This window comes from Ulvibacter litoralis, from assembly GCF_900102055.1.
GTDB lineage: Bacteria > Bacteroidota > Bacteroidia > Flavobacteriales > Flavobacteriaceae > Ulvibacter > Ulvibacter litoralis.
Genome location: NZ_FNBA01000002.1, coordinates 391177 through 415292, shown reverse-complemented (window position 1 = coordinate 415292; position 24116 = coordinate 391177). Strand labels below are relative to the sequence as shown.

Sequence of the window (24116 nt, the reverse complement as noted above, 5' to 3'; positions counted from 1 at the left end):
TATGTTTGGAGATTTAATGGGAATGATGGGTAAACTAAAAGAAACCCAAGAAAAAGTTGAAGCCACTAAAAAACGATTGGACACAGTTTTAATAGACGAGAACAGTAGCGATAACTTATTAAAAATAACTCTAACTGCTAATCGCGAAATAAAATCAATACAAATTGACGACTCGCTTTTAGAAGATAAAGAGCAATTAGAAGATTATCTAATATTAACACTTAATAAGGCTATTGCGAAAGCTACTCAAATAAACGAAGCTGAAGTTTCTGCAGTTGCTAAAGAAGGAATGCCAAACATTCCTGGAATGGATTTATTCAAATAGATTAGTTACTACTCGCAAACTTATCTACGAAAGCGAAATGATAGCTTGTATCTTGATAAGTACTATAAGAGCTATATCCAGAAAGCATACCCAATTCTTTTCCTGAGTGATTTAATACTAATAACTTAGGGAAAGAGTTGTCTTTGTTATACTTCTTCACTATTTTTTTGTTGTAAACTAATTGTTCTTCAGAAACAATATCCATTCTGCGAGGTAAATCAATTAAAACCAACACATATTTATCTGCTCTCGCAGCAAACTCTTCAGTTTCAAAAAAATCTTTTTTTAATCCTTTACACGGAGGACACCAATCACTCCCAGTAAAATATAGCAAAATAGGTTTATTTGTTTGTTGCGAAATTTTTTCTGCTTTTTCAAGGTTCGTAAGCCAGTTAAGACTTGACTCAGTTTCTTGTCCGAAACTTAAAGCTGAAAACATTAGAAAAATAATAACAAGAAAGGGCTTCATACGCTAGTAAATTTAAATGAAAATTAGCATAATTTGTGCCAAAGATGGTACAAAAAAAAAAGAATTCCCAAAAAATTGGGAATTCTTTTAAAATATCTAGGTATGATTATTTAAGACAACTAATTAGTTGTTAATTAATCTAAACTCAGTTCTTCTGTTTACAGAATGCTCACGCTCAGTACAAGAAACACCGTCTGCACATCTGTTTTTCAAACGCTTTTCACCGTATCCATTTGCTACTAATAAACTACCGTTAACACCTTTTGACTCAAGGTATCTAGCAACAGATTGCGCTCTTCTTTCAGAAAGATCTTGGTTAGCTGTAACACCACCTCTTGAATCTGTATGAGAAGCAATTTCTAATTTAACCCCTTGGTTTTCTTGTAAAACTGGCATTAAACGAGTATCGATAATTCTTTTAGCTTCTGGAGTAAGTGTTGCACTACCTAAGTTCCAGTTAATTGGAAGAGCTTGGTATTCAACTAGAGCACATTCAACTTCTTTCCAAGTTGTAAGTCCACCTTTTGTTTGCAATACTTCTTTGGTTACAGTTTTAGTTACAGCAGGAACTACTGTTTCTTCAACTCTAGCATCAGATACTAATTTAGTTACTTCTAATGTCTTGTTTTGTCCTTTAAGTGCAATTGCTCTTGTTGTAGGAGGTGTAGACATTACTGTTTTCTTGAATGTAGTAGATTGAGAATCGATACCTTCAACTCTAGTAGATTCGTTAGAGATAACTGTTCTTTTTACTGTTTTAGTTTCAGCAGGAATTTCAATTCTCTCAGTAGTAGGAGGCGTTACCATTACTCTTTTTGAGATTGTTTTTCTTACTTCTGGAATTTCAATAACTCTTGTTGTTGGAGGTGTTACCATTACAGTAGTTTTTACTGTTTTAGTTTCTCCAGGAATATCAATAACTCTTGTAGTAGCTGGTCTAACTAATGTAGTTCTAGTATAAGTACCCATTCCACAGTCGTTGCTATTTCCACTTGCACTATCACAATCAGATGTTCTTACGAAAGAAGCATCAGAATCTAAACGCTGTACACTTACAGTAGTATATTCTGCAGGAACACCTTTATAACACCAGTATCTACAATCGTTAGGATCGCTAGAAGCACATTCTGCAGCTGGAGTATCACTCATTTCCCAACGAGCAGTAACTGGCTTTACTTCAATAGTTTCAGAATCTGATCTAAATCTTGCTGGAGTCGTTTTAATAGTAGATCCGTACTCTCTCTTTTTGTACGTTAATGTTTCAGTTCCCCATTCAGCTGGAATAACTTCCAAACGTTGAGATGGTTCTTTTACTGTAATTGTTACATCTCTTGTTTCATAAACAGCAGGAATGATTTCAACTTTTTGGTATGCTGGTTGAACAACAACTTCAAAATCTCTGTTTTCATATTTAGCAGGAACTACACGTAAACTATAGCTTGCTTCACTAGTAGTTACCGTTTCTGTTTCAGTAGTAACTTGAGAAGGAACTTTCACAAGGCGCTGTGAAGCTTCTTTTGTTACAACACTAAATGATTCAGTAGTGTATTGTGCTGGAATTACTTCTAAACTTTGACCTGCATCTTTAGAATCAACAGTAATCGTTTCCTTTTTATACTGTGCAGGGATAACACTTAATTTTTTATAAGATGGTGAAACTTCTACAGTAACTTCTTGGTTTACCCAAATATCTGGTGTTACACAACGTACGTAACATTTACCAGGTTCAGGGTTTGTCGGAAGGTCTTGAGAGAAAGCTACGTTCGCAACTAACAGGGAAAGACCTAATAAAATAATTTTTTTCATGTTTGTGAATGTTTAAATGGTTTATTGATTATGCTGCAAAATTAATGCATGAACACTTCAATTTACTCAATATTCACAACAAAATTCCCTGACAACCAAGGGTTTTCGACTAGTTGCGCTTAAAACAGGATGAAGTGCAAACTCCGTTGTTCTTTTAAAAATGGAAGTTTTTTTTTGTGTAAAATCTCAAAATACTAGTATTTTTTTTCGATATTTATAGGATGAATTCAAGTCTAATTATTTAAAAAAGCACCTATGTTTGAATTAAAAAAAAATGAAGATAAATATCACTTTGTATTAAAAGCTTCTAACGGACAAGTAATATTGTCTAGCCAAATGTATGCTTCTAAAGCTTCAGCAACTAACGGTATAGAATCTGTAAAGAAAAATTGTGCAGACGATGCTCGTTTCGAACGTAAAACAGCCAAAAACGGAAAATTCCATTTCAACATAACATCTACCAACGGTCAAATCGTAGGAAGTAGCCAAATGTATGCTTCAGAATCGGGTATGAATAACGGTATTGAGTCTGTAAAGAAGAATGCCCCAGGCGCAGAAACAAAGGAAGTATAGTTATATTTTCAAAATAAAAAGAAGCTTCTCTTACATACTAGTAGAGAAGCTTCTTTTTATTTGTAAGTATTTAATGTTTTCAAAAACAACTCATGCATGGGGTCTGTATAATCTAAATGTGTTACAATACGAAGTTTCCCTTGCCCCATATTACTTATCTTAATATTTTTCTGAAGTAGGTCGTCCATAAATTTTTCTTCGGAAACAGCATCGGTTAAGTAGAATATAACAATATTTGTTTCTGTAGGCTCTACCTCTTTTACATAAGTTTGCTTCTGAAGCGTTTCAGCTATTTCTGAAGCCTTACGATGGTCTTCAGCCAAACGATTTACATTTGTATCTAAAGCATACAAACCAGCAGCTGCAATAATACCTACTTGGCGCATTCCACCCCCCAACACTTTACGAACGCGAATTGCTTTTTGCATGATATCATTATTCCCAACCAACACCGTTCCTAACGGAATTCCAAGTCCTTTACTAAAACAAATAGAAATGGTATCGAAAACCTTTCCGTAGTCTTTCGCATCTTCATTTTTAGCTACAAGCGCGTTAAAGAGTCGCGCTCCATCTAAATGTAGCCCTAAGTTATTAGCCGTACATACTTTACGTATCTTTTCAATTTCAGCAAAATCGTAACAAGCGCCCCCTCCTTTATTCGTCGTGTTTTCTAAACATACTAAAGTCGTTAACGGACTATGATAAAAATCTGGCGGATTTATAGCTTCTTCTACTTGCGCTGCTGTAATCATCCCTCTGTCACCATCTACCAACTTACATGATACACCGCTATTGAAGGACACTCCCCCTCCTTCGTAATTATAGACATGTGCCCATTTATCACAAATAAGTTGTTCTCCAGGTTGTGTGTGAAGTTTAATTGCCGCTTGATTTGCCATGCTTCCTGATGGAAAAAATAAGGCTGTATCCATCCCAAACATTTTTGCTACTCGGCTTTCTAACTCATTTACAGTGGGATCTTCTTTATAAACATCATCTCCTGTTTTAGCAGTCATCATTGCTGCTAACATCTCTTTACTGGGGCGTGTAACAGTGTCGCTACGTAAATCTATATGCATAAAAATCTGAGTTATTCTCTTCTAAATTGATCTTCTACCTTTTCGATCGCATTGCTCATCATCTCATCTAACGAAATGATGTTCAAAGTGTTATTATATTCAAAATTTATATTTTCTTCCATGGCATCATTGGTAATATCAAAGAGATTATACAATTGGTTAATCTCTAATCCTGTTCCATCTCTATATTCAATAACGCGTGAGCAAGAATGAATTTCAGTGCTTTGGATAGGACCACTGCCTTTAGAAGCAAATTGGTAATGCTTTACAGGATTTTGCTTGATATCATTCTTATAAATACCCATAAAATCCATAATATTCGAATTAGACAATTCTAAAGTAGTGTACAAACCGCAATTGTCTATTTTTTTAATTTTTGCCACTTCTCCTTCTAGCCAAAAGAGATATACTTCAAAATAAGTGCTTTTAGAAGCACATAAGCTACCATCTCCTAATTGAAAGATTTCAATGTTACCGATACAATAACGCTTTGAGATTAAATACGTGTCAATATTTTTACTTTTTAGACTACTTGTAAAACCAGAAACCAAACCATTTAAATAGGCTTCATCGTGCTGAGCATAGGAAAAAACGCTCACCAACATGAATATACTAAATAATAAAGATTTCATTATATGTTTACAGTCTTTGAAATTTCACAAATATAATATAGTAAAAGCTATTAGCAATTAAATTATCAAGAGTAAGCATTATTTTTAATGTAATCCAAACATTTATCTTAAGGGCATTCTATTAAAAGAAAAACTCTTTAAAATATACGGAACAATAAAAAAATTTAGTTGAAGTACTTGCGCCCTTAGTAAGCGAAATAAAGCGAAAAAAACAACACTCATTCATACAAATTATTACAGTTCATGGGGAGTAATAAAACTAACAAAATAAATCCTAACAAACAGGAATTTATAAAAAGGTATATCTAAACTCTAAAAGCCACATACACCACCCAAAATGAGATTATTAGACAAATATACAATAAGAAGTGAAAGAAAGCTTTTAAAAAAAAACTTAATTCGAAGCTAAATCACTTTCAACTTGCAACTAGTTCACTTATTTTTACAGGACAAACGTTTACTAATAGCTACAAATAAAATATATGATTACACAAGATCAAATTAAAGATCTCAAAGATCGCCAGGACGCGTTAAGGAGGTATCTTTGACGTTGCCGGGAAGCGAATAGAGATTTCAAACGACGAAGAAAAAACCTTCGATCCTAACTTCTGGAATAACCCTCAAGAAGCCGAAGCTTTCATGAAAGTACTTCGGAATAAAAAGAAATGGGTTACAGACTACGAAACGGCAGTTACACTTACTGAAGAAGCCGAAATTATGTTCGAGTTCTTTAAAGAAGGTGAAGGAACCTCCGAACAAGTAGAAAAACTTTTCAATAAAGCCTCTGAAGCCACAGAATCACTGGAGTTTAGAAACATGCTAAGCGAAGAGGGTGATGATTTAAGTGCTGTGCTACAAATAACAGCTGGCGCTGGAGGTACTGAAAGCTGCGATTGGGCACAAATGCTCATGCGTATGTATTTAATGTGGGCCGAAAAAAATGGTTTTAAAGTTAAAGAACTCAACTTTCAATCTGGAGATGTCGCTGGTATTAAAACAGTTACCTTAGAAATTGAAGGTGATTATGCATTTGGTTGGCTAAAAAGTGAAAATGGAGTGCATCGTCTTGTACGCATCTCTCCTTTCGATAGCAATGCGAAAAGACACACAAGTTTCGCTTCCGTATATGTGTACCCATTAGCAGACGATTCGATACAAATTGACATCAACCCAGCTGATATTTCTTGGGATTTTGCACGAAGTAGCGGTGCCGGGGGGCAAAATGTAAATAAAGTTGAGACTAAAGCTATTTTAACGCACAAGCCGAGCGGAATTGTCATTCACAACTCCGAAACACGTTCGCAACTAGAAAACCGCGAAAAAGCAATGCAAATGCTTAAATCGCAGCTCTACGAAATAGAACTCCGAAAGCAACAAGCGCAACGTGCCGAAATTGAAAGTGGTAAAATGGCAATTGAATGGGGATCACAAATACGTAATTACGTGCTTCACCCTTATAAATTGGTAAAAGATGTCCGTACAGGTTACGAAACAGGAAACACAGATGCCATGCTCGACGGTGCTATAGATGGATTTTTGAAAGCCTATTTAATGATGACCGGACAGAAAGAAACCTCCGATGAGTTATAACCCTTAAAAATGAAACAATGCTCGGATTAAAATTAGCAACAGACCCACGCTGGGTAACCATTGTAGAGTCGAACATCGAAGAGATTCTTACAGATCACGCTTGGTGCGAACAAAAAGCCGCGACCAATGCGATCACAATTATTACGCTAAATTCTGAGCACGAAGATTTAGTAACCGATCTACTAAAATTGGCGCAAGAGGAGTTGGAACATTTTGAAATGGTGCACGAAATTATTAAAAAACGCGGCTATAAATTGGGTCGCGAACGTAAAGACCATTACGTAAACCAATTGTTTCAATTTACGCGCAATGGCGGAAACCGACAACAAGCCATGGTAGATCGGTTATTATTTTCAGCAATGATTGAAGCGAGAAGCTGCGAGCGTTTTAAATTACTTTCAGAACGGATTAAAGACCCTGAATTGTCTCAATTTTATCGCGATTTAATGATTAGCGAAGCAGGACATTACACTACTTTTTTAGGGTTTGCTCGGAAATATGGCGAAGGTATTGATGTTGAAAAACGCTGGAAAGCGTTAATCGAATTTGAAGGAGAAATTATAAAAAGCTACGGTACTTCTGAAACCATTCACGGCTAAATAACAAACAGTATTTATGAGTTATCATATCGTAGAAGAAGAGTCCTTCCATAATATCGATTTTTCAGAAACACCCTTTATTAAAGGAGACTATGAGCTTTGTACGTTTACTAACTGTAACTTCTCTGCTTGCAATCTTTCTGAAGTGCGCTTCATGGAGTGTGAATTTGTAGATTGTAATTTTAGTTCGACCACAGTAGTAAAAACAGCTTTTCAAGACGCTACTTTTAAAGGCTGTAAATTACTAGGATTTCCTTTTGATAAATGTAGTGACTTTGGGTTTTCAGTACGCTTTGAAGCCTGTCAGTTGCAACATTCCTCCTTTTATGGGGTAAAACTAACCAAAACTCAGTTTTTAGATTCAAAACTTTCCGAAGTAGATTTTTCAAACTGTGATTTAACTGCTGCATCGTTCTCAAATTGTGATTTGCAAAACGCCAATTTTGATGCGTCCATTTTAGTAAAAACAGATTTTAGAACGGCATTCAACTACTCTATCAACCCAGAAAAAAATAAACTGAAAGGCGCCAAATTTTCAATTCCGTCAGTCATCGGTTTGCTTGACTCGTATAAAATTGAAATTGACCTCTAACCAAATAACAATGCCAGAAATTATAGATTTAAGTCAGGAAATTTATCATGAAATGCCGGTGTTTAATGGGCTTCCAGAAGTAAAAATGAGCATTCACGCCACCCACGAACAATGGGAAAATTTACCCGATGCAACAACGGTTACACCTAGTGTTTACAAACTAGAATTAGGCGAACATACAGGAACTCATGTTGATGCCATCAATCACATGGGACGCGAATACGAAGGACAATCGATAGACACCATGCCCCTGAGCATGTTTTATACGGAAGGAATTTGTTTGGATTTTTCGCACAAAGGTTTTAAAGAATTAATTACTGCTTCGGAAATTGAAGAAGCCTGTCTCAAAGCACAACTTGAAATTAAAAAAGGAGATACCGTATTGCTTTGCACCGATCACTTCAGAAAAACCTATGGCACTGAAAATTGGGGAAATGGTCCTGGAATTACAGCGGAAGCTGCACGTTTGTTGGGAAGTAAAGAAATTGTCGCTTTTGGGGTTGAAACCATGTCGCCTGGAGTTCCGAAGGTTTCAAATAAAGAGGTTCATAAAATTTGTGGAGAACTTGGATTTACACACTACGAAAACATGGTAAATCTTCACCTTCTAGTAAATCGTGGTCGCTTCCGTTTTATCGCTTTGCCCCTAAAAATAAGAGGCGGAACAGGTTCTCCCGTAAGAGCTGTTGCCGTTTTTGAATAAAATCACCACTTCAATTCAAGCAACTAATTTTATAGTTTTGTTAACCCATATTCAGTTTTGGGTATTCGTATCTTAGCCAATTGCTAGCATCCTAGCGAATTATATGTTTAAAACACATGAAAACATTATTTAAAGCACTTAAAATGATTCTAGGTATAATAGCTTCTCTTATCGGAATGATTGTATTGATTGCATTCCTTTTTATCAATTTTTCTTCGGAATTTGGAGCAAAACCAAAAGGAGCCGATTTAGAAAGAATACAAACGTCGAAGCACTTTAAAGACGGAAAGTTTTACAATCTATCTGAAACCAAGGTCGAAGGTGATATAAACTACATGAAAACTTTGGGCGAATACTTCACCAAGGGAAATAAAGTCCCAAATTGGAGTATTCCTGTAAAAAAAATTACCCCAGAAACCATTGCAAATACGGAAGACTCCATCACTAAAATAACGTGGTTTGGACACTCTGCCCTACTCCTAGAAATGGATGGAAAAAAGATTTTCTTAGATCCGATGTTAGGATCTGTTCCTGCTCCCCACCCTTTATTAGGAAGCAGCCGTTTTAACGATACACTTCCGTTAGCAATTGAAGACATTCCAGCACTTGATGCAGTTATTTTTTCGCACGATCATTACGACCATTTGGATTATGGAACCATAAAAAAAATTAAAGACCGTGTAACCCATTTTTACACGCCTTTAGGATTAGGCGCTCATTTAAAATCGTGGGGCGTTGCGCCAGAAAAAATAACAGAACTCGATTGGTGGGAAACTATTTCGTTTGAAGGTATTCAACTTGTTGCCACTCCGTCGCGTCATTTTTCGGGTCGCGGACTTACAGATCGATCTAGCACACAATGGAGTTCGTGGGTCATTAAAGGAAAAAACAGCAACATTTACTTTAGTGGTGATTCTGGCTACGACACCCATTTTAAAGAAATTGGCGCTACATACGGGCCTTTTGACCTTGCGATTATGGAATGTGGACAGTACGATGCACAATGGCCTTTAATACACATGATGCCAGAAGAAACAGCACAAGCGACGGTAGACGTTCAAGGGAAATTACTTCTTCCTATTCATTGGGGTGCTTTCAAACTAGCATTGCACGATTGGGATGATCCCATTAAACGTGTTACGAAAGCGGCTTCAGAAAAAAATGTACACTTGGCAACGCCTATTATTGGCGAAGCAATTGTGATTCATCAGAACACGCCACATACAAACTGGTGGACTAAACATTCCGAAGAATAAAACCAAACGCTACTACTCTACTGTAAAGTAATTAGTTGTATACACATAGGTTCCTTCGTTTGAATACCCTTCTAACACCACTTCAAATGTTCCTGTAACATCTGATGTGTAGAAAGACGACGAAACGCTATCGGAGTCAATAGTAAGAGAAGGCTCCCAATACAATTGATTTCTGTAATCTGGAATTCTTTGCAACGAATTAGACGTATAATCTAGAGCTTTTATTTGTTTTGTAGGTTCCAAACTTTGCATTGGAAATGTAGTGATAAAGTCGCCTTTAAGTCGGGGTTTAAAATCCCCTTTGGTAGTTGTAATAGCGATAATTCCGCTGTACAGTTTCATTCCGTAGCGATACGCCTTAGAAACCACACGAATGCTTTTAATATTAGATGGACTATAATCTAGCACCTCGGTTGCATCTTGAATTAACATTCCGTCCATTAAAACCAATGGAGGCAAACTACTAAACTGTGCCATTCTATCTGGATCGTACGCATCAAAAACGACAAACTTTGAAACACCATCTTCGCTTCTAACTCCCGCAAGTGTCACCACCTCTATAAAAGTTTCTTTTACGGTTTTAAAACGCGTATAATCGTCTAAAACGTATTCTGTTCCTAATGAATTATAAAACGGAACACTTGGTGCCTCAGGTACAATTTGAAGGGTATTTGCATTAAAATAAGCATTCTCTATCTGTAATTGAATACTGCGTTCTTGCAACCAAGGGGCAATGCTTTTATCTAGAATTACAGCTTGATTCGATGCTCCTGTTTCAATTTCTTTGGAATCTAGCACAATTGTATAGGCTTCTTTATTAGGAGCATCTATCTGAAGCACACAATTTGCAGATGAATAAGCTTCATCTATAGAAAAAAAGAAATGACCCGAAGCATTTGTTGTGGCTGTTTTATAAATAAAATGTTCTCCAGGAATGGTTAATCCCAACGTAACATCTTTTACGGGAACTGTTGTATTAATTGCTACTACACGCCCTGAAAGAATTTCTCCTCGTACCTCAGGAATAAAAAATGTGTTTGTATTAGTTGTAGCTGTTACTGCAGTATTCTTTATAGCTTTTGTTACTTGTATTCCGTCTACTTTTCGAACAGAAACGGAATAGGTTCCATAACCACTTGTATTAACTGTATTTTTAACAGTTAATGAAACTGATGTACGTTTTCCATAGTTGGTTTGACTTGGCGCTATTGAAATTCCTTTAAAATTAGACGTATTGTTCATTTCTGAACCCGTTGAATCTGCTTTAACCGTTACAAGATTCTTCTTCGTTTTAGGCGTTACATCGTTCGCTTGAAAAGAGTTAATTACACACACTTCTTTTTCAGCAAATGCATTTTCAGCATTATTTCTTGAAAAATTTGTATAGCCCATCAAACGATAGATTCCTGTTTTTAAGGTTGCAGGAATAAAGAAATCTCCATTTGCCATTCCATCAACAAGTTTCAGTTTGTGGAAAAACACGACTGAATCTTTTTCACTCTTCATGGTTACGTAGGCAACCTTACTCAAGTTGCTTGTTCCTTTCGCAGCCGTAAGTGCATCAATTTTGTATAATAAGGATTCCCCTGCTAATAAAACAGTAGTATTTGTTACCAATTGCGTAGTTTCCTTCGGAAAAAGAGTCGCATGATTTGTAACTTCTTTTTTAGAAACTTGAGCCGTTACAGCTATACTGAAACAAAATAAAGCAATAAATATATTTTTTTTATACATAATTAATCTGTCCAAAAATCGGGTCTAACATTTGATGAAAAAGATGTACACACAGTACATTCTATTTTTGCAATGTGGTAAAAAGGGTCATTGCTAACTACTAATTGATAATCGAAAAAATTGACATATGTCCGTAAAACATCTCGCTCGTTCGGATCATTATCCAATGCTGTATTATCTCTATAATCTAAAATAAGGTAATCACACTCTATAAAAAATGGTGGAATTTCAAGTCCGAAATCTTCGTAGTTAAAATAGATTCGCTCCGAAGTAAACGAAGACGCTTCAAAAAAGCCAATTACTTTTTTAGAAGGATCTCCAACGGCAGAAATATTTCCTGGAACATAACCTGGTTGTCCTTGCGACAATAAACTTTCAACACTTCCTAATTCATTTATAATTTTATAAAAAGTAGCTGCTTCGATACTTTGTGTGTACTGTTTTACTAATATGCTGTAGCGACTTCTTAAAACACTATTATCTGCTGGTATAAAACGAACCGGAAAACGTAGCACCTGATTGTCTGTTAATTCAGTCGTACTTGTTTGAATAATTCCCGTAGAAAACTCTGTAGAATAACAAACTTCTTCGGGTTCTCTTGGACTCGTTACAACATCGTAGGTTCCCGTTTGTGCATTAAAGTTTTCAATGCTAATAGTTAAAGACGACGGAAAAGGAGCTACTACTTTATAGGTTTCTTCGTATTCGTATCTAAAATACTTCGCATTTCCTGTAGGATCTTGTGTATCTACAAAAACAGAAATACCTTGCTCTCCGTCTTTCGTTATTAATTCTGTATACACATTATCCATGGCAACAGCAGGAGCTATAACAACTTCAGAAGAAGTATATTTCTCGCCAGATTGCGTGTCAATTTCTAAAGTGTACGATACGCCTGGCACTGCTTGGAATGCTGCATTAGAATAATAATCTCCAGTGGTACCTTCTTCAGAAAAACTAAACAATGTGCCATCACTTCCTGAAACGGTAACTGTAGCATTATGTTCTTTGAAACCGCCTGGTTCATTTAAAGGCGATGTTCTCGATAGTTTTACCAATTGTGGTTTCAGTTCGTTGGTGATGGTGCTTTCTACTACCAAAACACTTTCATAATCGATCGTTTCAATTTCGATAGACTCTGTACAAGAAGTTTGTATAATTGTAGCAACTACGAGTAATACTATGTAAATCCTCTTCATGACTCTAAAACTTAAAATTATAGGTTATTGTTGGTACAGGTATTGAAAATATAGAAGTTTGATACGCTTGTATCTTTCCTTCTTCATTTACAAAAAACACTGAATATGGATTGTTTCTTCCCAATACGTTGTACACAGAAATATTAATAAAACTGTGTGCTAATTTTTCTTTCTTGTGATTTCCTTCAATATTAAAACCAAGGTCTAATCGGTAATAGTCCGGAATTCTAAATTGATTTCTATCACTGTATAATACTTGTTCTTCTCCAGCAAAAACAAAATTTCCAATTGGATACGTTACTGGGCGTCCTGTTTGGTAGGTAAAGTTTGCCGAGAAGCTATAACGTTTGGTCAATCTATAATTGGTAACCAACGAAAAGTCGTGAGGTTTATCGTAATTAGAAGCGAAGTATTCACCATTATTTACGCGTTCTTCATTCAATTCGCTATCTAACTGAATCATCGCTCTAGAGTAGCTATATCCAAAATAACCGTTTAAGCGTCCTTTAGTTTTCTTCACTAAAAACTCTACACCGTAGGCTTTTCCATTTCCTTGAAGCAATTCTGTTTCTAAATCTTCATTCAGAATTAACTGTGCTCCAATTTTATAATCGAGCAAGTCATTCATTCGTTTGTAATACCCTTCAACACTAAACTCTAAGTCTTGATCTATTACATTTTTAAACACACCTATTGAATATTGATCGGCGCGTTGTGGTTCTATATTTAAATCGGATAGTTTCCAAATATCAGTAGGCGACATTGTGGTATTGGTAGATAGTAAATGTAAATACTGAATGGTACGATTAAATCCTGCTTTTATAGAATAATCATTCCCTAATAAATAACGAGCCGAAAATCTGTATTCTGGTCCGCCATAAGTTTTAATCGTTTCATTTTTACCATAGGTTCGAACTTCAGTAATGGTACTTTCACTTTTAGGCTTTCCATCTTCATACACATTTTGAGTTGCTTCCCCCATGGCAGAAAACATTGAAAATCGAATTCCTAAATCCAGTAATAGCTTGTCGCTCACCTCAAACAAATCGGCAAAATAAATAGCAGATTCTAATCCTCTTTCTCGCTGAATCTCCTTCGATTCGACACTCGAATTGTCTCCCAAAGGACTTACATTTCCAGGGTCGATTCCGTAGAGCTTACTACTAATACCATAACTAAGCTTGTGCTTTTTACTTAAGGCGTAGTTTAAGTTTAGTTTTAGCTGACTTTCATTTAGTTTATATCCAAACTCAAAATTTTCGTTTGCATCAGCTTCATATTCGATATCATATTCGTATTGACTATTTACAAAAATTAAGTCGGCTCTGCTTTTATCACTAAAACGATGGTCCCACTTTAAGGATACAAGTCGGTTGCTATATCCAAAAACAGAATCGGATGTGATACTAAACCTATCTTTACTATAATAAAAAGTCCCTTGTACGGTGTTGTCCTTGTCAAAAGCATGTTTGTACTTTACAATGGCATCGTAAAAAGAAGCCTCACTATTTTTAAGGGATTCTTCATCCAAACTTTTAAGTATATAATCTGAATAAGTAGCACGCACCCCTGCGATAACAGACGCTTTATCCTCTACCACAGGAACTTCTATCGAAAGATTTGCAGTTATAGGTCCTATAGATCCTTCACCCGCTACTTTTTCCGTATTTCCTGGTTTGGTTTCTATATCGAATACAGACGATAATCTCCCTCCATATTCGGCAGGAATACTCGCTTTATATACTTCTAGACTTCCTGTTGTAAACGGATTCACAGCAGAGAAAAACCCTAAAAAGTGTGACGGATTGTAGATTACAGCATCGTCTAACAATATTAAGTTTTGATCGGCTCTACCCCCACGAACGTTAAATCCGCTAGCCCCTTCACCTGCCGTTTTAATTCCTGGAAGTGTTGTAGCTACTTTTAAAATATCACGTTCTCCTAATACCAACGGAATGGTTTTTATCTCTTCAATATTAATGGTGGTTGCTCCCATTACCGCGTCTCGCACATTGGCATCTCGTTTCGATGCTACAACAACCTCGTCTAATGTTTCTGTGTTTTCTGCTACGGAAAGATTTAAAGAACCATTCCCATACATAATAACATCTTGATAAAGTTGAGAAAACCCTAATATATTTGTTTCCAACTTGTTTAAACCATACGGCAATGTTATAGAATAAAACCCATTTTCGTCGGTAACAGCGTATCGTGACCTGTCTGTTGTTGAAACCGCTACATTGGGAACAGGAGTGTTATCTCTAAAATTTAAAATCCGACCCGAAAGAGTGAAAAACTTATTTTCAGTATTTGGCTTCTGTTTCCCGATGGTTACTAACTTTCCTTTATGTGATGCTTCTGAAGACACAAACTCTTCTCTAAAAATTGGTGCGTTTGTCGTTTCTGAAGGAGGCGTTACCTTTTCTTCTTCATAAAAAATTCCTGAAGGCAACGTGCTATAGACAATACTGTTATTTAATAAAACGATGGTGTTGTCGCTGATATAAAAGTTAAGGGTTGTTTCTTCAAAAATTTCAGATAATACTTCGAAAAGTTTTTTGTTGTCAAAACGCTCGGTTACAAACTGATTGACCAACCATTCCTCTTCAAAAAAGAAATGAAAATCACTTAGCTCTTCAACTTGTAAGATGGCCTCTTTTAAAGGTGTATTATTAAAAACAACTGAAATCTCTGGATTGTTTTGTCCTAATACACTTGATATGGAAATCAGAAAAAATAGGAACCCTAAAATAGTATTCTTCATAGAAAAAAACACAATTGTGTGTTTGTTAGTTAGTTGCTGTACTACCATCCAAATACTTGATTATATTAGACATAAACATGGCAGGATTCGATTTGTATAATGCTTGATAGCTTTTGTAATAGCTTCGAATTTCTTTTTCTTTCTTCGGAATGGCTTTTCGCAAATCTTTAATGGAATGAATGATGTAGTAGGTATCATTATAATGCAACAAAAAGTAATTATACGAAGCGAAGCTGTATTGAAGCGCACTTCCTACCGCTTTCTCACGTTTCTTTTTACTGTGCTTCTCATACATACTATAGGTAGCACCTTCATAACCTACTTCAAAGAAGTGATTCCCCTTCAAATCTAGGTTGGTATCTGGTATTTGTATAAAATGGCGCGAATTGATAACAAATTCAGAAACACTTTCAGCGTGAAGTTTTACATTAAAAAGACCTAGATTATCATCAGACTTTGTAATAAGTTCATCTTCTAACAAATCATACCGCAACAACACATTGGGATACAATTGATTTTTATAGACGATATCGCCTTTAAAAAAGTTAAACTGATCTAAGTATCGATAGGTTTTATCGGTGTTTACATAGAGGTCTTTAAATTCACTTCCGTTAAATAAGCCTGTGTTTTCTAAGCCAACAAGAGCGTCGTAGGATTCGTAAATTTTAAGATTACTATTTTGTTGTGCGTATAAAAAAAACGGAATGCCCATGAATAGTAGCATGAGGTATTTTTTAGAAATACAAATCATAAAAGGTTAACTAGTTTGAAGTCTAAAACTACACAATTAGATTCTCATTTTAAGACAAATATCTACAAGAACTTCATATTTTAACATAATTATTTTATAGTCCGCTAGGTATCAACACTACTTTAAAATTCCTAAACAGAACTATAAACTTAGTACGTTATTAAATTTCTTCAATTTTATTCTGAAAGGAAATAGATACCTTTGTTACTTCAGAAAAAAACTTAAAAATGAAGGCCGCTACAGTTTCAGAAATAAAAAAAGAGCTCAAACACCGTTCTCCTGATGAACTCGCTTCTTTATGCTTGCGATTGGCGCGCTTTAAAAAGGAAAATAAAGAACTTCTCACCTATCTATTATTTGAATCTGATAGTGAAGAAGCTTTTGTTGAAGGTGTAAAGGAAGAAATGGAGGCTCAATTTAAACTGATTAACACCAATTCTTTCTTCTATATTAAAAAGAGTGTTCGTAAAATACTTAGAGACGTTAAAAAGCACATTCGCTATTCTCCTGTGAAAGAAACTGAAGTAGAGTTACTCTTGCATTTTTGTAGTATCTTAAAAGACTTTAAACCCTCCATAAAACGAAACACAACGCTTGTTAATTTATACGAGAGGCAACTTCAATTTATTGAGAAAAAAGTTTCTGTTTTACACGAAGACCTTCAATACGACTATACTCAAGAGTTAGAAGCATTAGCTTTGTAATAACATTAATTAACCCCTAAAAATAACATACAATGATTACTATATATCACAATCCACGTTGCAGTAAATCTAGAGAGTGTAATGTATTTCTTGAAGCTTCAGACAAAGACGTTACCGTTATCAATTACATGCAAACATTGTTCACGTTCGATACCCTTTCCGAAGTTATAAAAAAAATAAACATCGCTCCTATTCAGCTCGTTAGAACCAACGAAAAAATATGGAAAGACACTTATAAAGGAACGGAAATGAGCGACCCAGAAATTATAGAAGCCATGGTGTCACATCCAAAATTAATACAACGCCCTATTGTTGTAAATGGCGACAAAGCAGTAATTGCAAGACCTTTGGAAAAAGTACAAGAGATTCTATAAAACTGAAACAACGCTGGGGTTTAACCTTTGTAATTCTTTTTTAACACAAGTTTGGCAAATCTGCCTTAAACCTAGTGGTATTTTCGCAGTCAAATTTGCTAAAAACCGCTATGAAAATATATACCAGCCTTTTATTTTTATTTGTATCCATATCACTTTTTGCCCAGCGACCGGAACCTGAGGATATAATTATATCTGGAACGATTTTAGAACAAGGAACCAATCTTCCATTAGAATATGCTACGGTTTCCTTCACAGATAGAGACAATAAAATTGTTACAGGAGGGATTACAAACGAAAAAGGAAAATACAAAATTGAGGTTCCACAAGGAATGTACACCGTTCAATTTGAATTTATTTCTTATAAAACCAAACAACTTACCAAACAACGTTTGTTTAAAAGTACTACGCTTCCAACCATGTATTTAGCAATGGATAGTGAAAGTTTAGACGAGGTTGTAGTTCGTGCTGAAACGACTGAGGTGCAAGTACGTCTGGATAAAAAAATATACAACATAGGGAAAGATTTAACCACTAGTGGTGCTACGGTTAGTGACGCCTTAAGTAATGTACCTTCTGTAGCAGTAGATGTGGATGGAGCAATTAGTTTACGTGGAAATGAAAACGTACGTATTCTAATTAATGGTAAACCTTCAGCCATGGCTGGATTTGGATCTACAGATGCATTAAGTCAGTTGCCTGCCGATGCGATTGAACGTGTAGAAGTTATTACGTCACCTTCCGCACGATATGACGCAGAGGGAACTGCAGGGATTCTAAACATTATTCTTAGAAAGGAAAAAACCTTAGGATTGAACGGTTCACTTTCAGCCAATTACAACGTTCCGCTAGGAAGTGGATTAACGACCAATATTAATTTAAGAACGAATAAATTTAATATTTTTAATACCACAGGAATACGCTACAATGATGCCCCAGGACGTGCTACATTTGAAAATACATATTTTTCAGAAACAGTTGAGAATCCGTTTTTAACTGAAGAAAGAAGGTACGAGAGATTGCGTAAAGGATTTAATACGAATCTAGGGGTTGAGTACTTTATCAATGATAATTCATCGGTGACGGCTACTGGTTTTGTTCGTACTGGAGATAATGGAACTACCACTACCAACACTACCGACGAGTACAATCGTGAAAATGAGCTTGCGATTAATCGTGTGCGTACCGAAGAAGAAACAGAAGACGATACCAACTACCAATTCACTTTAAATTACACCAATAAATTTGATGATAACGGACATGAATTAACTGTCGATTTACAGTATGAAAACGGTGATGAAACAGAAAGATCTTTTATTGAGGAGTTTACCACCTTCGGAATAAATGATATCATTCCGACAGAAGACATTACTACCAAAGAAGACAAAAAAGAATACTTAGCAAAGGCTGATTATGTATTGCCAATTGGCGAAAATGCACAGTTTGAAGCTGGTTTCAATAGCCGATTTGAAGAAACAGCAACCGATTATTTATTACTTCAAGAAGACATAACTACAGGAGGTTTTGTTAGAAATGACGACCTTTCAAACGTATTTACTTATAATGAAAATATTAACGCCGTGTATTCGCAATACGGTAACAAGTTTGGCGAATTCTCTTTCCTATTAGGACTACGTCTTGAGAACACACAATTAAAAGGAGAAGTTGCTACTGAAACAGATGTAAACTCAAACAATCCTGACTTCGATCTTAATTTTGATAAAAACTATACAGGCCTCTTCCCTACCGTTAACTTTATCTATGAGTTGGCTGAAAACGAAAACATAAGCCTTGGATACAATCGTAGAATTAACAGACCGCGTAGTTGGTTTATCAATCCATTCCCTTCTCGTTCTAGTGAAGCGAATATTTTTCAAGGAAATCCGAACTTAGATCCAGCGTACGCGAGTGCTTTCGACCTTGGATATCTTAAACGTTGGGGACGAAAATTAACACTAACAAGTTCTGTGTATTACCAACATGAAACGGATGCTTTTGAAAGAGTACAAGAAGATACAGGTGAAGTTACTGCAAATGGGATTCCTATTATTAGAACCATTCCTATTAACCTTGCAACAAACAAGCGATACGGTTTTGAAGCGGGTCTTTTATACAACCCAACCAAATGGTTACGTCTAAACGGTAGTTTTAACTTCTTTAAATTTGAAACGGAAGGATTCTACAACAACGTAGATTACGGTACTTCTAATACCAGTTACTTCGGAAGAGGAAGTGCAAAAGTGAGTCTTCCTGCTAAAATAGAATGGCAAACCAACGCATTTTATAGAGGTCCGTCAAGCACAGCTCAATCTGAAAATGAAGGAATCCTTTCTGTAGACATAGCATTTAGTAAAGAAATAATAAATGACAATGCTACGATAGGTTTTAATGTACGAGATTTATTCAATACACGTAAACGAAACACCACAACTGAAACTGATACGTTTTTAAGTGAAAATGAATTTCAATGGAGACAGCGTCAATTTACAGTTTCGTTCATGTATCGTTTCAATGAAAAGAAAAAGAGAGAACGTCCAGGAAGAGGAAACGGTGGAGATGGTGAAGAAGGTTTTGAAGGATAATTAAATATGACTAAATAAACGTTTAAAAACACAAAAAACACGATAAAATACTCATTAACAGGATTTTTCCTTCAAATTATGTTAAAATTTAAATTCGTAAATGTGTTAAAACTATGTTAAAATAAAACTTTAACATTCAGCTGTAAAGCATTGCATTCACTATTGCTTACACGATAACACATTCAAATAATGTTACTTAGGTTTTTCTACTCCCGTGGAAAAACCTTTTTTATTGTCTTGATTTTTATAGTTTAGCACAGAACCACTATCCCCAAATACAATGAAATATCCCCAAATTAAAACAGGTTTTCCGCTTGGAAAACTGACAGTCTCGACCTTATTATTTTTGATTATTAGTGTGCAAACTTTTTCACAAGTTGGTATTAACACTACTGAACCGATGGCAACGCTAGATGTAAATGGTGATTTACGAATTAGGCAGCTAGATGAGGAATCTGGAAGTCATGTACTAAGTATAAATTCGGAAGGAAAAGTTTCTAAATTCAAAGCTTTTTTACTGTACGATGCAGACGAAACTGTCGCAACACAATCGGTAAGTGAGTTTATCGTTGGACAAAATACAGTAGATAATCTGGACTTAGGATTACAAATAAGTGTTACAATTCCAGCCAATACGGAAAGTAAAGTGATTATTAATTACTCGGTACCTATGGGAACAGCTGTAGGACAAAATCCAGGCAAAACCTATATAGGTATTAAGTTTACTAAAGATGGAACAGAACAACCACAAGGTTCTCGTAAGTTTACTCTAATTCCTGTAGAATACGATTCAACCAATAATATAAGTAGTATGGGTACTATTACAAACACCTATATTGAAAATTTCACTTCACATCATGAAGATCGAATTATAGTATATGAATTAAAAGGATACATCGAACAACACGATCCTGGAGGTAGCGATATGAAATTGTATAAATTTAATATGTGGAGTAATGGCTCTGATAACTACAATTGGGGAAAAGGCTCAATAGCCTACCAAACCTACGCAAAATAAATAGCTATATCAATTTAGTGCAAAGAAAAAGGGATTCACAAATGTGAATCCCTTTTTTATATGCTGTGTCTAAAGTAATACAATAAGAATTACTCTACGATTTCTTTTTTTGCTTCACGTTTTAATTTCCAGTTTTCATATAAAGCACCACCAATCCAATAAGGAATAATTGACACTAAAAATATCATTAACCAAAACCCAATTGTTAAAATGGTTAAGAAAGCTAAAAATCCTAAATATTGATTAAAGTCGAACATACTATAACGTGTTTTAAATAATGGTTCAAAGATAGCAGGATTTTTTCAGAAAAAACAACAATTTTTTTCAAAATATTCACAGGAAATAAACATTTTGGAAGTTGAGTAACACTCGTGATTTAACTACCTTTGTACTGATTCAGAATTAAACATGTAAACCTATGGAATTTAGAATAGAAAAAGATACAATGGGTGAGGTAAAAGTACCTGCCAATAAACTTTGGGGAGCACAAACAGAACGCTCTCGTAATAATTTTAAAATAGGCGCTTCGGCTTCTATGCCTTTAGAAGTAGTATATGGTTTTGCTTATTTAAAGAAAGCTGCAGCCTATACAAATTGCCAATTAGGTGTTCTTCCTGAAGAAAAAAGAGATTTAATTGCAACCGTTTGTGATGAAATAGTTGCAGGAAAACACGATGATCAATTTCCGTTAGTTATTTGGCAAACCGGAAGTGGTACGCAAAGTAATATGAATGTAAATGAGGTAATCGCGAATCGCGCCCATCAAATTGCTGGAAAAACAATAGGTGAAGGAGAAAAAACATTACAACCTAATGATGATGTTAACAAATCACAATCATCCAACGACACCTTCCCTACTGGAATGCACATTGCTGCGTATAAAAAATTAGTAGAAGTTACCATTCCTGGAATTCAAAAATTACATAAAACTTTATTAGAGAAGTCTGTAGAATTTAAAGATGTTGTAAAAATTGGACGTACTCACTTAATGGATGCTACTCCTTTAACACTAGGTCAAGAATTTAGCGGCTATGCTTCACAACTTGAGCACGGTTTAAAAGCATTAGATAATACTCTCCCACATTTAGCTGAACTTGCCTTAGGAGGTACTGCAGTAGGTACAGGGATCAATACTCCAAAAGGATATGCTGAAATTGTAGCTGCTACTATTGCGAAGTTTACAGAACTACCTTTTGTTACTGCTAAAAATAAATTTGAAGCATTGGCAGCACACGATGCTATTGTAGAGTCACATGGGGCGTTAAAACAATTGGCTGTGTCACTCAATAAAATTGCAAACGATGTTCGTATGCTTGCTAGCGGACCTAGAAGTGGAATTGGTGAAATAAACATTCCAGCGAATGAGCCTGGATCTTCTATCATGCCTGGAAAAGTTAATCCTACACAATGTGAAGCCCTAACAATGGTTTGTGCACAAGTAATAGGTAATGACATGGCTATTGCTGTTGGAGGAATGCAAGGACACTATGAATTAAATGTATTTAAACCTGTAATGGCTGCAAACTTTTTACAATCTGCTCAGTTATTAGGAGATGCTTGTGTATCGTTTGACGAACATTGTGCTCAAGGAATAGAACCTAACTATGATGTAATTACAAAACAATTGAACAATTCGTTAATGCTTGTAACGGCTTTAAATCCGAAAATTGGGTACTATAAAGCAGCAGAAATTGCGAATACAGCACATAAAAACGGAACTACTTTAAAAGAAGAAGCTCTTAATTTAGGTTATTTAACGGCCGATGAGTTTGATGAGTGGGTAAAACCAGAGAATATGGTTGGAGAAAAATAATACAACTTTAAATCATCATTTATAAGGTTTTAAACATCCTTACTCAAAAAATACAAAAGCCATTCTACTAATAGAATGGCTTTTTTTATGCATTTCATCGATTAAATGCAAATAAAATAGTTTAAGTGTAGTTATTTAGTATATTTAACCACCCAAATCACTTAAACTTATATAAATGAGATCGCAAATTTTGCCCCCCGTTTTGTGTTTTTTACTTGCAGCCCTATGCAGCAGCACCCCTTCTTACTCAGCAATTAAACTAGTAGACTTTAAAGCAAAAGAGTCTGTTAATAAAGGCGTTAAGAACACAAAAGCTATTGAAAATGTTTTAGACATTTCAACTATAGCCGCACAATCAACTCCTTCAATAGATACACCCGAAAAAAGTGTATTAAATGCAGAAGGCACAACTAACACAAAACTAGAAAAAGCGACATTTGAAGCTAATTCTTACAAAAACACAGAAAAAAACACTTCTGAAACAGCAATATCGAAAGTAGATATAATACAGCCCGATAAAGCAACTACGAATTTGTTTTTACAAGGACTGTTTTATGGATTTACCATCATGGTTATTCTATTAAACGTTGTATGCTTCTTTCTCTTTGAAGAAAAAAACTATTTACTTTATTCAATTGCACTGACTACCGTAGCAGCTACTATTCTATTTAGTGATAATTTATTTCCATTTATTGGTATCACCGGAATTGAAAATATAGGAGCCATGCAGACTACGTTGTTTTTAATCGCAACAATCTCCAGTGCGGCATTTGCTTCAAAGTTTTTATCGATTGAAGAATTTTTCCCAAAAGTAAAATGGATTGCTGCTGCATTATTATCGGTAGCATTAGTTACTACTTTTACAAGTTGGATTTCAGAAGCAAGCTTATTTACAGGAATTGCTAATGCTTCATTAATGGCAGTATTATTACTTTACTTTTCTGCAGGAGTCGTTCTATTCAGCAAAAAGAATTATGTAAAGTTTTACGTTATCGCTTTCGCTATTCCAATGCTTTTTAGCTTTGATTATTTTGTATTAAAAAACCTAGGAATTCATTTCCTTTTTACTGAAAGCGTTCACTTAAAAGTAGCTACCACTATTGAAATGCTTATTATCACGTACGCAGTAATGTATCGCATGGGTGCCATCAAAGAAGAACACGTAATTCGTCAAACAGAGATGCGCATTTTCTTGCAACGTCAAGAAGTGATAAATAGAAGTAATACCGAAAAGATTATGCAAGACATGTATCTTGAAAACCTAATTATGCAATATGACTTAGATGGTTTAGAAATTAAATTATTACAATATATTTCTGAAGGGAAAGACAATGCTAAAATTGCTCGTAAACTTAAAACAACAGAACCAGAAATAGAAGAATTGACAAAAGAGCTTTATTTTAAGCTTGATATTGGTGAACAAGTAAAAGAAGACTATAGAATGGTTGAAACTCAACCAGACTACATCTATAACTAATCTATAAGCTTTAAAGAATACAATTTATAGTATTAGCTCCCAATTAAAAAACAACCATGTAAAAAGGATAAGTTTA

21 protein-coding genes and 1 pseudogene are annotated in these 24116 nt (G+C 35.2%); 13 read left to right on the top strand and 9 right to left on the bottom strand.

The features are described 5' to 3' along the window. Position 1: 1 nt before the first annotated feature. Positions 2–325, top strand: a complete 324-nt coding sequence (locus tag BLQ00_RS07960) for a YbaB/EbfC family nucleoid-associated protein (protein WP_093142845.1) — start codon at positions 2–4, stop codon at positions 323–325. 1 nt (position 326) lies between these two features. Here BLQ00_RS07960 and BLQ00_RS07955 read toward each other — a convergent pair whose 3' ends face one another. Then, complete coding sequence (locus BLQ00_RS07955; protein WP_093142842.1) at positions 327–794, bottom strand: thioredoxin family protein; 468 nt, start codon at positions 792–794, stop codon at positions 327–329. Between the two features lie 123 nt (positions 795–917). After that, positions 918–1373 (bottom strand): annotated as a pseudogene (locus tag BLQ00_RS17915) (OmpA family protein); the annotation flags it as partial. 1482 nt (positions 1374–2855) lie between these two features. Here BLQ00_RS17915 and BLQ00_RS07945 point away from each other — a divergent pair. Beyond that, the gene (locus BLQ00_RS07945; RefSeq protein WP_093142837.1) at positions 2856–3173 is read left to right on the top strand and encodes a YegP family protein; all 318 of its coding nucleotides are present in this window, start codon (positions 2856–2858) and stop codon (positions 3171–3173) included. Positions 3174–3229: 56 nt separating this feature from the next. Here the strand turns inward: BLQ00_RS07945 and BLQ00_RS07940 are convergent, their stop codons facing one another. Together BLQ00_RS07940 and BLQ00_RS07935 are read right to left on the bottom strand one after the other, a co-directional pair. Continuing rightward, the gene (locus BLQ00_RS07940) at positions 3230–4252 is read right to left on the bottom strand and encodes a threonine aldolase family protein (RefSeq protein ID WP_093142835.1); all 1023 of its coding nucleotides are present in this window, start codon (positions 4250–4252) and stop codon (positions 3230–3232) included. Between the two features lie 11 nt (positions 4253–4263). Further along, positions 4264–4884, bottom strand: coding sequence for a hypothetical protein (locus tag BLQ00_RS07935; RefSeq protein ID WP_093142832.1), 621 nt, complete (start codon positions 4882–4884; stop codon positions 4264–4266). 482 nt (positions 4885–5366) lie between these two features. On the opposite strand from BLQ00_RS07935, the gene prfB reads away from it, so the two are divergent. From prfB to BLQ00_RS07910, 5 genes are all read left to right on the top strand, one after another. Then, positions 5367–6474, top strand: a protein-coding gene (gene prfB, locus BLQ00_RS07930) for a peptide chain release factor 2 (protein ID WP_139149374.1) whose coding sequence is annotated in 2 segments (ribosomal slippage) — positions 5367–5429 and positions 5431–6474 — 1107 coding nt in all. Because the reading frame shifts where the segments join, the coding sequence is not laid out codon by codon here. Positions 6475–6491: 17 nt separating this feature from the next. After that, positions 6492–7073 (top strand): MiaE family protein, encoded by a 582-nt coding sequence (locus BLQ00_RS07925; protein WP_093142827.1) that lies wholly within the window; start codon positions 6492–6494, stop codon positions 7071–7073. Between the two features lie 16 nt (positions 7074–7089). After that, complete coding sequence (locus tag BLQ00_RS07920) at positions 7090–7665, top strand: pentapeptide repeat-containing protein (RefSeq protein ID WP_093142825.1); 576 nt, start codon at positions 7090–7092, stop codon at positions 7663–7665. Between the two features lie 10 nt (positions 7666–7675). Then, on the top strand, positions 7676–8368 hold the full coding sequence (locus BLQ00_RS07915; RefSeq protein WP_093143934.1) for a cyclase family protein: 693 nt from the start codon (positions 7676–7678) through the stop codon (positions 8366–8368). Positions 8369–8484: 116 nt separating this feature from the next. Beyond that, on the top strand, positions 8485–9624 hold the full coding sequence (locus BLQ00_RS07910; RefSeq protein ID WP_229792606.1) for an MBL fold metallo-hydrolase: 1140 nt from the start codon (positions 8485–8487) through the stop codon (positions 9622–9624). A gap of 12 nt (positions 9625–9636) precedes the next feature. Here the strand turns inward: BLQ00_RS07910 and BLQ00_RS07905 are convergent, their stop codons facing one another. Genes BLQ00_RS07905 through BLQ00_RS07890 form a run of 4 tightly spaced genes read right to left on the bottom strand, consistent with a single transcriptional unit; the run spans position 9637 to position 16045 of the window. Continuing rightward, positions 9637–11358, bottom strand: a complete 1722-nt coding sequence (locus BLQ00_RS07905; RefSeq protein WP_093142822.1) for a hypothetical protein — start codon at positions 11356–11358, stop codon at positions 9637–9639. A 2-nt stretch (positions 11359–11360) separates the two neighbouring features. Continuing rightward, positions 11361–12557: a DUF4249 domain-containing protein gene (locus tag BLQ00_RS07900; protein ID WP_093142820.1), complete on the bottom strand. Its 1197-nt coding sequence runs from the start codon at positions 12555–12557 to the stop codon at positions 11361–11363. Positions 12558–12561: 4 nt separating this feature from the next. Then, entirely contained in the window at positions 12562–15321 is a 2760-nt protein-coding gene (locus BLQ00_RS07895; RefSeq protein WP_093143929.1) for a carboxypeptidase-like regulatory domain-containing protein, read from the bottom strand. A gap of 25 nt (positions 15322–15346) precedes the next feature. Next, positions 15347–16045, bottom strand: a complete 699-nt coding sequence (locus BLQ00_RS07890; protein WP_139149373.1) for a hypothetical protein — start codon at positions 16043–16045, stop codon at positions 15347–15349. 254 nt (positions 16046–16299) lie between these two features. Between BLQ00_RS07890 and BLQ00_RS07885 the strand changes: the two genes are divergently transcribed. The 4 genes from BLQ00_RS07885 (at position 16300) to BLQ00_RS07870 (ending at position 20750) form a co-directional block, all read left to right on the top strand. Continuing rightward, positions 16300–16776 (top strand): hypothetical protein, encoded by a 477-nt coding sequence (locus BLQ00_RS07885; protein ID WP_093142815.1) that lies wholly within the window; start codon positions 16300–16302, stop codon positions 16774–16776. 32 nt (positions 16777–16808) lie between these two features. Beyond that, positions 16809–17150: an arsenate reductase (glutaredoxin) gene (arsC, locus tag BLQ00_RS07880; RefSeq protein WP_093142813.1), complete on the top strand. Its 342-nt coding sequence runs from the start codon at positions 16809–16811 to the stop codon at positions 17148–17150. Between the two features lie 110 nt (positions 17151–17260). Next, positions 17261–19732: a TonB-dependent receptor gene (locus tag BLQ00_RS07875; protein ID WP_093142811.1), complete on the top strand. Its 2472-nt coding sequence runs from the start codon at positions 17261–17263 to the stop codon at positions 19730–19732. A 280-nt stretch (positions 19733–20012) separates the two neighbouring features. After that, positions 20013–20750: a hypothetical protein gene (locus BLQ00_RS07870; RefSeq protein ID WP_093142808.1), complete on the top strand. Its 738-nt coding sequence runs from the start codon at positions 20013–20015 to the stop codon at positions 20748–20750. 89 nt (positions 20751–20839) lie between these two features. Here the strand turns inward: BLQ00_RS07870 and BLQ00_RS17565 are convergent, their stop codons facing one another. Next, entirely contained in the window at positions 20840–21007 is a 168-nt protein-coding gene (locus BLQ00_RS17565) for a hypothetical protein (protein WP_093142806.1), read from the bottom strand. Between the two features lie 161 nt (positions 21008–21168). On the opposite strand from BLQ00_RS17565, the gene fumC reads away from it, so the two are divergent. Next, positions 21169–22563: a class II fumarate hydratase gene (gene fumC / locus BLQ00_RS07860; protein ID WP_093142803.1), complete on the top strand. Its 1395-nt coding sequence runs from the start codon at positions 21169–21171 to the stop codon at positions 22561–22563. A gap of 175 nt (positions 22564–22738) precedes the next feature. Then, positions 22739–24040: a 7TM-DISM domain-containing protein gene (locus BLQ00_RS07855; RefSeq protein WP_093142801.1), complete on the top strand. Its 1302-nt coding sequence runs from the start codon at positions 22739–22741 to the stop codon at positions 24038–24040. The last annotated feature ends 76 nt before the right edge of the window (positions 24041–24116 follow it).

What these genes read in the sequence shown, in the direction of transcription:
- BLQ00_RS07960 (WP_093142845.1), top strand. Translation starts at nt 2, where the DNA reads ATGTTTGGAGATTTAATGGGAATGATGGGTAAACTAAAAGAAACCCAA.
- BLQ00_RS07955 (WP_093142842.1), bottom strand. Translation starts at nt 794, where the DNA reads ATGAAGCCCTTTCTTGTTATTATTTTTCTAATGTTTTCAGCTTTAAGT.
- BLQ00_RS07945 (WP_093142837.1), top strand. Translation starts at nt 2,856, where the DNA reads ATGTTTGAATTAAAAAAAAATGAAGATAAATATCACTTTGTATTAAAA.
- BLQ00_RS07940 (WP_093142835.1), bottom strand. Translation starts at nt 4,252, where the DNA reads ATGCATATAGATTTACGTAGCGACACTGTTACACGCCCCAGTAAAGAG.
- BLQ00_RS07935 (WP_093142832.1), bottom strand. Translation starts at nt 4,884, where the DNA reads ATGAAATCTTTATTATTTAGTATATTCATGTTGGTGAGCGTTTTTTCC.
- BLQ00_RS07925 (WP_093142827.1), top strand. Translation starts at nt 6,492, where the DNA reads ATGCTCGGATTAAAATTAGCAACAGACCCACGCTGGGTAACCATTGTA.
- BLQ00_RS07920 (WP_093142825.1), top strand. Translation starts at nt 7,090, where the DNA reads ATGAGTTATCATATCGTAGAAGAAGAGTCCTTCCATAATATCGATTTT.
- BLQ00_RS07915 (WP_093143934.1), top strand. Translation starts at nt 7,676, where the DNA reads ATGCCAGAAATTATAGATTTAAGTCAGGAAATTTATCATGAAATGCCG.
- BLQ00_RS07910 (WP_229792606.1), top strand. Translation starts at nt 8,485, where the DNA reads ATGAAAACATTATTTAAAGCACTTAAAATGATTCTAGGTATAATAGCT.
- BLQ00_RS07905 (WP_093142822.1), bottom strand. Translation starts at nt 11,358, where the DNA reads ATGTATAAAAAAAATATATTTATTGCTTTATTTTGTTTCAGTATAGCT.
- BLQ00_RS07900 (WP_093142820.1), bottom strand. Translation starts at nt 12,557, where the DNA reads ATGAAGAGGATTTACATAGTATTACTCGTAGTTGCTACAATTATACAA.
- BLQ00_RS07895 (WP_093143929.1), bottom strand. Translation starts at nt 15,321, where the DNA reads ATGAAGAATACTATTTTAGGGTTCCTATTTTTTCTGATTTCCATATCA.
- BLQ00_RS07890 (WP_139149373.1), bottom strand. Translation starts at nt 16,045, where the DNA reads ATGCTACTATTCATGGGCATTCCGTTTTTTTTATACGCACAACAAAAT.
- BLQ00_RS07885 (WP_093142815.1), top strand. Translation starts at nt 16,300, where the DNA reads ATGAAGGCCGCTACAGTTTCAGAAATAAAAAAAGAGCTCAAACACCGT.
- arsC (WP_093142813.1), top strand. Translation starts at nt 16,809, where the DNA reads ATGATTACTATATATCACAATCCACGTTGCAGTAAATCTAGAGAGTGT.
- BLQ00_RS07875 (WP_093142811.1), top strand. Translation starts at nt 17,261, where the DNA reads ATGAAAATATATACCAGCCTTTTATTTTTATTTGTATCCATATCACTT.
- BLQ00_RS07870 (WP_093142808.1), top strand. Translation starts at nt 20,013, where the DNA reads ATGAAATATCCCCAAATTAAAACAGGTTTTCCGCTTGGAAAACTGACA.
- BLQ00_RS17565 (WP_093142806.1), bottom strand. Translation starts at nt 21,007, where the DNA reads ATGTTCGACTTTAATCAATATTTAGGATTTTTAGCTTTCTTAACCATT.
- fumC (WP_093142803.1), top strand. Translation starts at nt 21,169, where the DNA reads ATGGAATTTAGAATAGAAAAAGATACAATGGGTGAGGTAAAAGTACCT.
- BLQ00_RS07855 (WP_093142801.1), top strand. Translation starts at nt 22,739, where the DNA reads ATGAGATCGCAAATTTTGCCCCCCGTTTTGTGTTTTTTACTTGCAGCC.